Raw genomic sequence first — 14,376 nt, forward strand, 5'->3', positions numbered from 1 at the left:
TTGACCGGCCCCTCCGTGGAATCAGTGCGATTCATTTCAGATATCGATAGCCTTAGGCTCTACCACTGAAGATTGTCATTTTTGACAGATGAACAGCATCTGTCTTATCAGCATGCCCTTCTTTCTGAATCTGTATTTCCAAGCACCAAAATATCCTCTTGCACATGTTTCAATGCAAATTCGAACAAAACCTCGAACACCTAGCTTAATGGCATTGCGTTTCCCCGCTGATAGCACTGAAACCTTTAAATCCCCAAATAACATAAAAAGAATCTCCCATAAAAATCTTCGTATTAAATACTTTATATTCTTTGAGAGATTCTTTTATTTTCCTTTTATGAAATTTTGATAGTAGCTCTATTTATCTTTTAGTTCGACCAACACTTCTATTTCTACCGGTATATTCCCCGGCAAAACATTTACACCTATTGCACTTCTCGCAGGAAGTCCTATCTCTTCGCCAAAAATATCCACCAACAAATCGGTGGCACCATTTGCCACTTCCGGCTGTTGATAAAACTCATTATCTGACGAAACAAACACGAGCATTTTTACAAAAGAACCTATTTGATCTAACGATCCCACATCTCTCTGAAATGCAGCCAATAAGTTTAATATACAACTCTTTGCAGCTTCGTATCCCTGCTCTCTAGTTACTTTCTTACCTAATTTTCCAAATATTTGAAATGACTCTGTAGTGCTCCCAAATCCTGAAAAATATGCTAACTTCTCATTTGAAAATCGCTTTATTGGTTTATAATTTCCACCTTTTGCAGGAGCAACCGGAAGTGCAATCCCCAATTCTTCTAATCGCTCTTCTATCAAATTTGCCACCTCTTTTCACTATTTGTTAATTCTCTAAATATAACAAATCGCTTTAACAGAATCCTTCTTCCTCCAAGAACAATTTTGACTCAGATGCCACCATATCAAAATCACTTAATCCGATTCCGCCCGGATCTCCAACTCCGGCAAGCCCTCCATTCTGCCAGCCTTCCCATTCAACTGCACAATATCCCTGATAATCAATTTCTTTCAATGCACGTGCCACTTCTTTAAAATCTACAAATCCTGCACCCAGCCATACATGCTGACACTGAATGATATTCGTAAATCCTACTTCATCTTTTACATGTACACAGTTAATATGTTTTCCTAATTTCAAAATTGCATCGTAAACCGGCATTTTAGGTTTAATTGTTGTATAAAAAGTACCTGTATCTACCGTTACATACACATTGTCCAAACCAATTTCATTGTACAATTTAAACCATTGATCTACTGAATTAATCAATGTTCCCTGCAAAATCTCCACACTGATTGTCATATTGCGTTCTTTTGCATATCTGGCACATTCACCTACATTTTTAACAATCATATCCCATGCTTCTTTACGAGTCATAATATTATACAACGCAGGATCATAGAATCCCTGTGCAATCAATGTGCATACTGTATTTGCTCCGAGATATACTGCATCATCAATTGCTTCTTTCATCATTTTCACACCTGCTGCCGCATCAAACCAGCGTGGAGTTACAAATGTACAATGTGCTCCTAAAGATTGCAGATGTACACCTGTTTCTTCTAATGCCTCTTTTGTTTTCTTCATGATTTCAGATTTCTCTTCTGGCGGAATCTCTGCAATTTTGGAATACACGATATCCATTCCTTCATATCCATGCTCTTTTACTTTATATACCAGTTCATTCAGAGGAATATTTCCCCAGCTGTTTACTGCACATCCACAGATTTCCAGTCTTCCCCATGGCATATTCGGCCATACTTCCATTGAAAGTTTTAAGTTTGTCATTTTCATTTCCTCCTTATATTTTTTATAAATTATTCCGGTTTCTTCCGGATAATTTTCTCTGTTTTGTAATATTTTATCTTCTATGAAATGGATAACCCTCCATCCACCATCAAATTCTGTCCCGTAATAAAACCGGCCTCATCACTTACAAGAAACAATGCTGCATTTGCCACGTCCTCCGGTGTTGCCATTCTATTAAGCGGTGCTACTCCTGACCAGTATTCATAAAATCCATCAATTTCTTGATAAGCAGATTGAATCATCGGGGTATCTGTCGCTGCCGGAGAGACCACATTTACACGTATATTATATTTGGCATTATCTACCGCCAATGCTCTGCTCAGCGCATTAATTCCTCCTTTAGACGCCGTATATGCATCTGCCCCACATCCAATCACGCCATTGATAGAAGAACAATTTAATATCACTCCGGATTTTCTATCAATCATATGTTTCAAAACCGCTTTGCATGCATAAAATACACTTCGAAGGTTGATAGAAAGAATTTCATCCCAGTCCTCTGAAGGTGTCTTAACTGTAGAATCCATTACATATGGTGCGGAATATCCTACTCCTGCATTATTAAATAAAATGTCAATTTTCCCATAAGTCTTTAATGTCTGTTCCACAAGTTGAATAATCTGTGCCTCATCTCTTACATCTGTTACACAACATAAACACTCTCCGCCATTCGCGCGAACCATTTCTGCAGTTTCTTCCAGACATTCCAGCCGCCGTCCTGCTATTGCAACTTTTGCCCCTTCCTGTGCAAAACGAATTGCACTAGCTCTTCCAATCCCACTTCCACCTCCGGTAATAATTGCAACTTTCCCTTCTAATCTCATTTTCAACCATCCTCTCTGGCATGTTCTATGTATTTTTCCAATTCTTCGCTATCCTTCAACCCATGTGCTGTAATAATTCCTATGGCAGTCTCATCTTCTTTGATCACACGTTCTTTAAGCAACTGTGCGATTGCCGCTACTGCCGATGCCGATGCCGGTTCTACAAACAAGCCGTCCCGCTCTGCCAATTGTTTCACCCAATACATAATTTCTTTATCTGAAACCTTAACTGCAGCCCCTTTTGACTCATATATGCAATGAAGTGTTCTAGTACCGTCTTTTTCATAACCTTTTAAAGGATCTGCGATCGCACCTGCGATTGTCCTGCACTTATCCCAGTGTTGCACTTCATCTTGTTTGTTTAACCATGCATCTACAATCGGTGCACATCCTTCTGCCTGTACTCCTATCATCTTCGGAAGTTCGCTACAAAATCCCAACTTTTTTAATTCAACAAATCCCTTATAAATTCCCGTCAGCATTGCTCCTGCTCCTAAAGGAACAACAACCCATTCCGGCACCTTTCTTCCTAGTTGTATAAACAATTCATAAGCAATCGTTTTATCCCCTTCCATCGTATAAGGATTCAAGTAAGTTGATGTCATATTTGCCCATTTATTTTTTTCACTCTGCTGCTTATTGTATTGATAACTATCGCTATAATCACCTTTACACAATACTAACTCTGCACCATGATATTCTGCCTGTACTACTTTCCCCTGCGGAGTAGATTCCGGTATACATATATGACATTGCATTTTCCCTTTTGCCGCATATGCCGAAAGTGACGCACCTCCGTTTCCTGTAGATGCGATGCTTACATTCTGAAATCCAAATTCTTTTGCGACTGATATCCCTACCGAATTCGGTCTGTCTTTAAATGACAATGTCGGATTTCTTGTCTCATCTTTCCAATAAACCTGGCATTCAAACTCTTCAGAAGAACGATATAAAGGAGTCGCACCTTCATTTAAAGAAATAATATGTTCTGGATTGCGCACCGGTAAAAGTTCAGTAAAACTCCACAATCCACTGCATCCGGATAATGCCTTTTCCAGATTTTCCTTATTCACTTCTTCATAATCATATACAACCTCAAGGGAATTTTCACACACAGGACATTCATATTTCATTGCAAGTGCCCCTTCCCAGTTACACTTCCAACACTTTAACTTTTTTGCATGCATCTGCCAAACTCCTTCCCTCGCATTCCATTTGTAATTCCATCCATTTTCCAAATGTACTTTCAGACAAAATTAGGAGGAACACCAAGATTTCGAAATGCCTTTGCCGCTTTTTCAATATGTATTTTCCCTCTGTTTAGGCTGAAATTCCCATGACCGGAATAAAATTGTTCTACCTCTAATTTTTCCAACGCTATTACACTTTCTGCATATTTCTGCAAATTTGCTCCCGGAATATTTTGTAGATTAATATATCCTCCATGCATAATCAAATCTCCGACAAATACCATCTTATCTTTTGGAAAATAATAACACACACCTCCAAGACTATGACCGGTAGCATCAAAAACACAAATCTCTTCATCCCCTATCTTCATGTGTTCTCCAGCTTTTACGACTTTATCCACTACTGCACTCTTTATACCGTAATCCGAGGGATAGTAACCTGCATTTCTTGCCGCTTCTAATCCCGTAACTGTCTCATCTGCTTTTTCTATCGACTCTTTTTCAAGAAACGAAGTTACCACTTGTGCATGAAAATATTCTCTTATTTCATTTAAGCCACCGATATGATCCGCGTGATGATGTGTGACCAATATATGAGTCAATGGGCTTGCCATATCCTTCTTCAATTCGCAGATAACTCTCTCATTGTCCAATCCTGTACCTGTATCGATCAACACTGATTCTGTTCCACAATCTATCAAGTACGCATTGCAATCACAAGGATGTGTCATACTCAGAGCCATATCTCCGCTGGCTACCAGAGAAACCTTTTTATTTAAACGCATTCTCCCCCTCCTTTCTGTATAATTCAGATATCGCTCTTACCATGGAATCATACACTTCTACAGACTGCTCCAACTGGCTGATATCAATATATTCATTATTGGAATGCGCCTGCGCGATATTGCCCGGACCAATTACAACCGCAGCTTTCCCCGTATAATATCCCGGTAAAGCTGCATCGGTCCAATACGGAAGTCCGATTATATTTTTTTGACTGCCAGTAATTTTTGAAACCGTCTGACTAAGGCAAGTCAAGATAGATTGATACCTGCCCGAGTCCAATGGCGGAAATGGATGTTCCTCATCTCCCAAAATTGCTTTTATTTCAAAATCTGCTTTTCCGTCATTTACTTTTCCGGCCTCTTCTGTAATCTCATTTAATACTTGTACAATATCCTCGTCCGGAACAAGCCGCCGGTCTATTTGCACCCTGCAAAATTCAGGAACAATCGTAGGTCTTGTTCCTCCGTCAATTAGTCCCACATTAATAGATGCTGTCCCCAGAAGTTTATGCTGTTTTCTATCCTTTAATTTTGGAATCAAATCCTCTACAATATATTGTATAAAATGATTGGCATCATAGATTGCATTATGCCCTTCCTCTGGCACACTTCCATGTGCGGTTTTCCCTCTAAAATCCACCTGTATCCATGTAACGCCCTTATGTGCGATGCCTAATTGAAGTTCTGTAGGTTCACCAACAATTGTCAAATCTGCATAATACCCATTCTCAATCTCTTTTCTCATACCATAAGAACCGCTCTCTTCATCTGACACTGCAAGAAATCGGACTTTTCCACAGATTTCCGCCTTCTCTTCAAACAAACGTTTCATGACCAGCGACATCGCTGCAAGAATCCCCCGCACATCAACTGCACCACGACCATATAATCTGCCATTTTCCACTTTCCCCTCAAATGGGTTTTGCATTTCATACGGCGGAACCGTATCTAAATGCGTACACAATACGACTGTCGGCCCTATCTGCTCTCCCTCATATTCGCAGACCACGTTATATCTTCCATCATAATCCAACAGTTGTGCCGGCAGTCCCATGCTGCGTAACTCTTTATATAAAGTTTCCGCCATCTTCGTTTCTTTTTCCACAAGTTCAGAATACCCTGGAACCGCAATAAAACGTTTTGTCAGCTCCACTAGTTCTTTATTCACACTTCCCACCTTCTTTGACAAAATCTTCTATCTTTTGATACATCACTTGCAGCATTTGGTAATATTCTTTATATACGGAATACAAATACTTATATTTTTCTGTTCTGTTCATATCCGGAACTACTGTCTCAACAACACGTATTGCTTCTGCAGATATTTTCTCAAAATTCAATTCCTGTCTGTCACCAGCTACTGCTATCAAAGCAGCGCCTAACGTAGATGCATCAGATTCTTCCAATATATGAATCTTTTTCCCTATGATATCTGTTAAAACGCGAATCCATGCTTTTACATGTGTACCACCGCCACTCAAATATATGGTAGTTATCTCTCCTGCCATTTCACTCATTAATTCCACACTCTCTTTGATATTATAGGAAACACCCTCCATAACAGCCTGAAATACTGATTTATCATTTGTTGTCGTAGACATTCCTACAAGTGATGCACGATCTGTTGGACAAAAATAGGGAGATCCGCTTCCGGTTAAAAATGGAAGAAATACAACTCCATCACTCCCTGGTTTCTCTGAAATACTTTTCCCCGCAAGCAGACTCATTTTATTCAAATCTTCTTTCGACAGTTTTTCTTTTCCAGAAAGCATCCGATAACACCAATTTAAGGCTAATCCTCCTGAAAAAACAGAGCCCATCGCATATCTCTTTCCTTTCACTACACTGGGATGAAATGTCACTTTTCCATATCCGACATCCATATGATCCGATATGTTCATACATGCTTGCCCCGACGTGCTAAGTGCGATTGCCAATATTCCTTCTTTAAAGCTTCCCGTTCCTATTTGACTGCACGCCATATCTGCACCGCCACAATAAACAGATACTTCCGATGGTAAATTACATTCCTTGGCTATGTCCGGTAAAACAGATCCCACATAATCTGTTGCCTGCACTATTTTCGGAAAAATATCACTTCGGATTCCCAATTCTGTAATAAAATCCTCATCCCATGTTCCGCTTTTTTCATCAAATAAAAGTGTATTTCCCGCATCTGTTGTATCCGTATTCAAAATTCCAGTCAGTACATAACGAAGGTAATCTTTTGCCATTACGACCGTTTTTGTTTGCTTATATTTCTCCGGCTCATTTTGTATAAACCAGAGTATTTTAGGTGCGACAAAACAAGCCAAAGGTTTGTTGTTTGTTCGTGTTTTAAACTTGTCTTCATACCCCTTTATCAAAGATTCAGCCTGCTTTTCACAACGTGCATCGCCAACTGTCATACATGGGTAGAGGGGTTGATTTTTATCATCCAAAAATACCGGAGAACTCATGTGTCCCGATAATGCCAGTGCTTTTATGCGCTCTTTTCCCACAGCAGATACACACTCTCGCACCGTTTCAAACATAGGTTGAACCCATCCTGCCGGTTCTTGCTCCATCCATCCTTCCTTTGGAGAATTTGTCACATGCATTCGCGATGCTACATATAACTTTTTTCCTTTTTCATTAATTGCCATACATTTGATGCTTGTTGTCCCACAATCTATTCCAAGATATATTTGATTCATATAACCTTCTCCTGTTTTTCTCAACTTATGCCTATGTTATAAACCATTCCTATCTTAATCTTTTCCATCGTATATTTCTGATTACAGACTGCTGATCTTTGTCTGATATTTTTTAATATATCGTTGATTCATTTCCGCTCCGCCTTCAATATTTCCACTCACAAAAAATTCTCTTTCTATACCTAATTTTTCTTCTTCTTCTGACAACTGTGAAATCAACATATTCCATATCAATGCTCCTGATATCGTAGAGCCAGGTGCAATCCGATTATTATTCACTTTAACAAGTGCATCTCCATATGGAACATGCGTATCGATAATATAATCGGCAAAATCAACAAGATATTTGCCAGAAGAATGTCTGCTTCTTTCTTTGTTCACATACTCTTTTGAAGAAAAAACTACTACTACAGCTCCCCTTTCATGTGCACGTATTGCAATTTCTATCGGACATCCATTAATTCCTGAATTTGAAAAAATAAAAATCATATCTTCCTTCTGTATATTTATTCTTTCAAATACAAGTTTTCCATACTCTTCCATTTTTTCCAAATGAGAACTTTTTACCGCTCCATCATGAAGCATGAGCGCTGTATCAAAAATCGGAGTTACTGGAACCAACCCTCCTGCTCTGTAAAAAGCTTCTTCGACTAAAATATGAGAATGTCCACACCCAAATAAATATATCTGTTTTTTATTTTTTAACGTAACTGCCATTTTATTAGCAACCGTTTCAATTGCTTTTGATTCGTCATTTAGAATTTGTGTTTCAATCACTTTTATTTCTTCTAAATATTGTTCATATCTTTTCATAGCTACACCTCTGTTATATAAAATTACTGCTACTCCTTAATCGCCCCTGCTATTAATCCACCAATAAAATATTTTCCTACAAAGGCAAAAATTACAATAATTGGAAGCATTGCAAGCGTTGCTGATGCTGTAATCTGTCCCCATTGAACCGTATAAGAACTGGTAATCGCTTTCAAAACAATTGGAAGCGTCTTATACTCATCCGAAATAACTAAAATAGATGCAAATGTAAATTCTGTCCACGCAGAAATCAACCCATATACAGCTACTGTTGCAATCCCCGGTTTCAGCAGTGGAATATGTATCTTCAACAAAATCCCCATTTTACTTAACCCATCGAGTGCTGCCGATTCATCCAATGATTTCGGAACAGATGCAAAGAATCCATTCATCAACCACACGCAGAACGGCGCTGCAAACGTCACATTCATAATAATCAATGCTGCATATGAATCAACCAAATGAATTTTCGCCATAATGTCATACACCGGTACAACAAGCAATATGCCTGGGAAAATATACGCCAGCAATATTACTTTATTTAAAAATGCTTTTCCCTTAAACTCAAATCTATACAATCCATAACTTGCCAAAATAACAATTACGAGTAAAATAACAACTGTTCCGGCTGTAACAATCAAACTTGATTTCAATCCTGATACAAATGTCGGTGTGCTCAACAACTGTTGATAATGTGCCAATGTACTTTTAACAGGCCACAAATCTGGATGTACAATTGTGTCACTTGTTTTAAAAGATGAAATCACAATCCAGTAAAAGGGAAATAAAATAATGAAAGCAAGAAATACAGCAAAAATCTTACCGATAAAAGGAACTCTTCCCCTCTTTCTAATTTTTCTTTTCATATCTATTTCCCCTCCTATTCATCCGCTGATGGTTTTGAAATTTTAGCCAGTACACTTGCCAAAATCAATAACAATATTGCTGTCACAATAGACACTGCTGATGAACGACCTATCTGATAATTTTTAAATGCTTCTCTGTAAATATAAATCGGAACCGTTGTTGTTAAATTTAACGGACCGCCTTCTGTCGTAATAAAGATTGTATCAAAAATGTTGAAACACCAGAGTGTACCAATCACAACTAACGCAAATGTGATCTTAGAAAGCCCCGGCATTGTAATATATCGAAACCTCTGCCATGCAGATGCTCCATCTACTTCTGCACTTTCATATAATGTCTCTGGAATTGTGGCAAGTCCAGACAATAATATAATGGTTGTAAATGGAAACCAATGCCATACATTAATAATAATCAACGTCCACATTGCTTTAGACTCACCAAAAAAGTTGATTCCCTCCGTAATCAGGTTCATTTTCTGAAGCAGATCATTTAATATTCCATAAGAACTGTTAAATATCCACTGCCACATAATAGAAACAACAATTGTCGGAATAATCCAGGGAACAATACTCCATGTCTTTGCTACTCTACGAAACCTTCCATGTCCGTTCAATAATAAAGCAGTACCAAATCCTAAAATCGTTTGTAGCACCGTACATCCAACTAGCCATTGAATACTTTTCAGCCAAGCTGTCCAATAGTTGCGATCTGTCAAAACGCTCTTATAATTTTCCAGTCCTATAAATTCGCCTTTAATACCTACATAAGTAGTATTTCTCAAACTGTCAATAAATACATTCACGACTGGAATAAAAACAGTTACCAACAACCATACCATCAATGGTGCAACCAATACATAAGGAAGCCATATCTGTTTTTTCTTTGCTTTCATCTTCATCGTGCCCTCTCTCTTTCTCTTATAATCAGAAGGGCCATTGATAGAAACCTACATTTGACAGCCCTTGTGATTATTTCTTTTCATTCCTTATTTAGAAACAGCCTCTTCCATTGCACTTTGCCCCCATTGAGCAGCTTCCTCTGCTGTCTTTCCATTTACTGTTATCTGCTGTAAAGTCTGTGCAATTAAGTTCGGACCAGTAATAGAACCTATTTTTCTACAAATACCATCGGTAAATCCAAAAAGCTCTCCTGTCTCAGCGGATGCCAAAAGCCCCTCTACTTCTTCCGGATATTTCTGAAGAACTTCGTTTGACAGCCAGCTGCTATACTCTCCACCAGTTTCTGTCACAGGAAGGAACAATCCAGGCTCTGCATTTAATAATTCTCCGTATGCTTCCTCACTTAACATGAAATCAAAAAAGGCTTTTGCCGCTTCTCTTTTTGCTTCATCATCAGATAAAAGCATAAATCCATTTGAATAGTAAATGCTAGTAGACGTACACGACTCATTCAATACTGGAATTGGAACGCAGCACAAATTTTCTGCACCAACACCTGATTCAGATTCAAACGTTGACAAATACTGCCCTTTTTCAATCGCCATTGCAATGGTCCCCTGATTTAACAATGCCTGCGGTTCGCCCCAAGCATAGGTGTCACAATCACTCGGCGCATACTGGAGTAGCTCTTGATATAGTTTCAATGCCGCTACAGTTCCTTCATTATTAAATGTCACTTTATTTTCCCCATTTACAACATCTTTTCCTCCTGCTGATGCAATCAAAGAATAGAGTACCTGGTCTGTTGCCATTGACAACGATGCCGGAAGTGCAATTCCATATTTACTATTCTCTTTATCTGTCAGTGCTTTTGCACACTCCAACAATTCTTCAAATGTTGTTGGCGCACTTAGTCCAGCAGCATCAAACATATCTTTTCTATACCATAATACCTGTGCCATTCCAAATGCAGGTACTGCATATATACCATCTTCATACGTGTATGGTGTCAAAGAACTCTGTAAAAAACTATACTTTTCATCTAAGTCACTAATTACATCGCTTAAATCCTGCACAACCCCCATATCATAAATAACAGAACAAAAATCTGGTATTGCCTGCAAAATATCCGGACCATTTCCTGCCTGTATTGCAGATGGAACCTTTGTGTATGCATCGTCCCACGATTGTACAGCAACCGAAACTTCAACTTCAGACTGACTTTCATTAAACTTATCAATAACTTCTTGAAAAGCTTGTACCCGTGCATCTGTTTCTTCCATATGCCATAATGTAAGTTTTACCTTTCCATCTTCTCCTGCTCTTCCTTTATCCGATGAATTTCCTCCACAGCCAGTTATGAGGCCAGCAATCATGGTTACTGCTAACATTGCACTAATTATTCTTTTTTTCATACCTCTTTCTCCTCCTTACCAAGATGTAATCGTAGTATTTATCCCAATCATATATGCAAATAGCAATCCTTATCATGAATCGTACTGCTATTTGATATACAATTACTGTGTTGTAAGTACCGCTGAAAATATATATTTGTCCGCACGATAGACTGACTCAACATACTCAATCGGTTCTTCTTCTATGTTATAAGAAATACGTTTCAAATAAAACATTGGTTTTCCTAAGGGTACTTCCATCTGCATATTAATTTCTTCGGTTGCACTTGATACTTCTATTGTCTCCTTAGCCAACCCCAATTCAACATTACATTTCTCCTTCAAAATCTGATATAAAGATTCTCTCTCAAAATCATGATTCATAATTTCTTGATATCTTTTGTTCTTATTGTTTATATATGCATCTTCCAATGCTACAATATCATCATTGATCATCCTTAGACGTTTTAGATTTATGACACTATCTTTCTCTGTAATCATTAATTTTTTTGCAATATCTGCAGAAGGATGTCCTTCTTTAAAATTCAGAACTTTACTATGTGTTTCTCGTCCAGGGCTTTTATTATCTCCAGTAAAACCAGTCAATGTAAATAAAGATTGTGTGATTTTAGGTTCCGCAATAAATGTTCCTACTCCTTTTTTCCTAATCACAAGACCTTCATTTGCCAACAAATCTATCGCTTTTTTTACAGTCATATGACTTACTCCAAGTTCTTCACAATAAACCCTATCCGATGGCAGCATATCTCCTGATTTTAATGTTTCATCCTTGATATTTTTCTTAATTTCATTTGCTACTTGTAAATAGACAGGTACTGTACTCTCTGTATTAATCCTCATAATTCTTATCCTTTCTTAATTCTCTGATATATGATTTCTTTACTATAATTTTATACCTGTCCATTATAACAATTCTGAGTTTATATGTCTAGATTTCTAGCTAACTACTTATCTGCTTATCCACTTGTCTTTATAGCTAGCTATCTAGCTATGTCGCATTTCAATAGTACTTCTTTTTGTTTATTTTGTCAACATATTTAAAATTAACTCTCTATTTTTGTAATATTCTTATAAATATCTCTTTATTTTTTTGGTAGATATAGAAAAAATCTAGATATCATTTGACATCCAGACTCTATTCTTCCATATTCATTTACGATGTATACAACTCAAATCATATTTCCTTCTATTAGGATCGTTCAGACTCTCTGCCAGCGCCCAGACGCCCCGCAAGGCAACACCAATCCGGTATTTTTCACCGGCAGCCCGATTTCCTGTGACTCCACATGTCCGCCCCATGCTTTCAGCTCGGGAGTTTGACACATTGAAATACAAAAAAGTACCTCAAATGGAAGAATCATTATGATAATGCCTGTCAGGATAATTGCCTGTCCCATACGAATCATCTGTCTGTCTTTCAGTTTCATGGCAATAAATCCATTGATTCCACGACCAATCGTAATACCAATGCAAAACATACCCTCAAAGGAGGCTGCCGTTCTGGCATCTACACCTTTTGCCAGATTCAAATAGCTGCTTGCCCATAGCATGGTTGTCTGTTCTACGGAACAATAGCAAAAGAAACAGACCATGATTGCCTTTGCACCCGGAATTGCAAGAATTTCTTTCAGCGAAAGTACCTTTTCACTTGTGGTTTCTTCCGATAATGTGTTTTGTTTTTTCCATTTCGGTAGACTAAATATTAGAACTGCTGTAAGCACAATCTGCAATACAGAAATAATTCCATACCCTGTATTCCATGTGGTGCCACCACTAAGTACAGCACCCATAATGTATGGTCCCAGTGTTGCACCAATTCCCCACATACAATGCAGCCAGCTCATATGTTTGCTGGCATAATGCAGTGCAACGTAGTTATTTAAAGAAGCGTCTACACTGCCAGCACCAAGACCATAAGGAATTGCCCACAAGCACAATAAAATGAAGCTATGGCTGATAGAAAATCCCCACAGAGCCAATGCTGTGATTCCAACACTTACAGCCGTTACCTTACCCGTTCCAAATTTCCTTGTAAGGCGGTCACTTTTTAAGCTGGAAATGATGGTTCCCAATGCTATAATCATGGAAATTATCCCCGCATAGGACACCGGGACCTGAAATTCAGGATACATATTCGGCCATGCCGCACCAAGCAAGGCATCCGGAAGACCAAGGCTGATAAATGAAAGATAAATAATTCCTAATAAAAAGCTCATTTTTCATTCTCCTAATTTTTATTATATGCTATAATTATATAGTCGTAAAAATGGGATTTCAATTTTAAAACCGTCAGATACTATAACAAAACAGACAAATCAGAAGAAAGATTATGGCTTTACAAAAATGTGGTTTAAACAGAAATAATAAAAATAAAGAACTTCAGCCGCATGGCTCACTGGAATTTCCTTGTGCGGGTTATGAATCAACACATACAAATGCTCTCTGTGATTTTATTCCCTGGCACTGGCATGAAGAATTTGAAGTCGTTCACATCGTCGAAGGCAGTATGAAACTACAGGTATTATCCGAAACATTCACTATTCATGAAGGAGAAATCGCTGTTATAAATGCGAATGCGTTACATTGTGCATCTGGAAATCCTTATTGTAAACTTCAATCTCTTGTTTTTTCTCCACTTTTAATCACCGGTAATGTCAATTCTGCCTTTGCTTCCAGATATATTCTGCCTTTGATCTCGTGTACACGCTTCTCAGGTATTGTGTTAAAAAACAAAAAGGCATCTGCATCAAACTGTTTTTCTATCGCATTTGAGGCATTAAAAAATGATGCCTTTGCATATGAATTTACTGTCCGTGAACAGCTTGGTCATATTATGCTGGCTACATACTCCGAATTGGAACCTCAACAAACCGAGTCTTGTATTCATCAAAATATAAATTCTGTTCGTGTAGCTGCAATCTTATCTTTTATAGAACAACATTATCCGGAAAATATTACCCTTTCTAATGTTGCTGAAATTGTAAATGTCAGTGAAAGAGAAACCCTTCGTTGTTTCAAAAAAATCACAGGAGAATCTCCTATCCAATATCTGT

The 14,376-nt window shown here is 38.0% G+C and carries 14 protein-coding genes; 1 reads left to right on the plus strand and 13 read right to left on the minus strand.

Annotation, left to right across the window (positions count from 1 at the left end):
• Nucleotides 1-357: 357 nt before the first annotated feature.
• From QZL64_RS00190 to QZL64_RS00250, 13 genes are all read right to left on the minus strand, one after another.
• Nucleotides 358-825: a RidA family protein gene (locus tag QZL64_RS00190; protein ID WP_021840047.1), complete on the minus strand. Its 468-nt coding sequence runs from the start codon at nt 823-825 to the stop codon at nt 358-360.
• A 52-nt stretch (nt 826-877) separates the two neighbouring features.
• The gene (locus tag QZL64_RS00195) at nt 878-1,813 is read right to left on the minus strand and encodes a sugar phosphate isomerase/epimerase family protein (protein ID WP_021840048.1); all 936 of its coding nucleotides are present in this window, start codon (nt 1,811-1,813) and stop codon (nt 878-880) included.
• Nucleotides 1,814-1,893: 80 nt separating this feature from the next.
• A complete protein-coding gene (locus QZL64_RS00200) occupies nt 1,894-2,658 on the minus strand; it encodes an SDR family NAD(P)-dependent oxidoreductase (RefSeq protein WP_021840049.1) in 765 nt (254 codons plus the stop codon).
• A gap of 2 nt (nt 2,659-2,660) precedes the next feature.
• Nucleotides 2,661-3,845 carry a threonine synthase gene (locus QZL64_RS00205; protein ID WP_021840050.1) on the minus strand — a complete coding sequence of 395 codons (1,185 nt, stop codon included), beginning with the start codon at nt 3,843-3,845 and terminating at the stop codon, nt 2,661-2,663.
• A gap of 59 nt (nt 3,846-3,904) precedes the next feature.
• Nucleotides 3,905-4,633 carry an MBL fold metallo-hydrolase gene (locus tag QZL64_RS00210; protein ID WP_021840051.1) on the minus strand — a complete coding sequence of 243 codons (729 nt, stop codon included), beginning with the start codon at nt 4,631-4,633 and terminating at the stop codon, nt 3,905-3,907.
• Nucleotides 4,620-5,801 carry a M20 family metallopeptidase gene (locus QZL64_RS00215; RefSeq protein WP_021840052.1) on the minus strand — a complete coding sequence of 394 codons (1,182 nt, stop codon included), beginning with the start codon at nt 5,799-5,801 and terminating at the stop codon, nt 4,620-4,622. The genes QZL64_RS00210 and QZL64_RS00215 overlap by 14 nt, the downstream gene beginning before the upstream one ends.
• Nucleotides 5,794-7,329 carry a xylulokinase gene (locus QZL64_RS00220; protein ID WP_021840053.1) on the minus strand — a complete coding sequence of 512 codons (1,536 nt, stop codon included), beginning with the start codon at nt 7,327-7,329 and terminating at the stop codon, nt 5,794-5,796. The genes QZL64_RS00215 and QZL64_RS00220 overlap by 8 nt, the downstream gene beginning before the upstream one ends.
• Nucleotides 7,330-7,410: 81 nt before the next feature.
• Nucleotides 7,411-8,142, minus strand: a complete 732-nt coding sequence (locus QZL64_RS00225) for a sugar isomerase domain-containing protein (RefSeq protein WP_021840054.1) — start codon at nt 8,140-8,142, stop codon at nt 7,411-7,413.
• Nucleotides 8,143-8,171: 29 nt separating this feature from the next.
• Nucleotides 8,172-9,008 carry a carbohydrate ABC transporter permease gene (locus QZL64_RS00230; RefSeq protein WP_021840055.1) on the minus strand — a complete coding sequence of 279 codons (837 nt, stop codon included), beginning with the start codon at nt 9,006-9,008 and terminating at the stop codon, nt 8,172-8,174.
• 14 nt (nt 9,009-9,022) lie between these two features.
• Nucleotides 9,023-9,907 (minus strand): carbohydrate ABC transporter permease, encoded by an 885-nt coding sequence (locus tag QZL64_RS00235; protein ID WP_021840056.1) that lies wholly within the window; start codon nt 9,905-9,907, stop codon nt 9,023-9,025.
• A gap of 87 nt (nt 9,908-9,994) precedes the next feature.
• A complete protein-coding gene (locus QZL64_RS00240; protein ID WP_021840057.1) occupies nt 9,995-11,323 on the minus strand; it encodes an ABC transporter substrate-binding protein in 1,329 nt (442 codons plus the stop codon).
• Between the two features lie 102 nt (nt 11,324-11,425).
• Complete coding sequence (locus QZL64_RS00245; RefSeq protein WP_021840058.1) at nt 11,426-12,163, minus strand: GntR family transcriptional regulator; 738 nt, start codon at nt 12,161-12,163, stop codon at nt 11,426-11,428.
• 359 nt (nt 12,164-12,522) lie between these two features.
• Entirely contained in the window at nt 12,523-13,539 is a 1,017-nt protein-coding gene (locus QZL64_RS00250) for an MFS transporter (RefSeq protein WP_021840059.1), read from the minus strand.
• A 113-nt stretch (nt 13,540-13,652) separates the two neighbouring features.
• Between QZL64_RS00250 and QZL64_RS00255 the strand changes: the two genes are divergently transcribed.
• Nucleotides 13,653-14,376: cupin domain-containing protein (locus tag QZL64_RS00255; protein WP_296309045.1), on the plus strand; the 724-nt coding region annotated here is incomplete at its 3' end.

Source organism: Veillonella sp. CAG:933, assembly GCF_000431435.1.
In the GTDB taxonomy this organism is placed as follows: Bacteria; Bacillota; Negativicutes; order Veillonellales; family Veillonellaceae; genus Veillonella_A.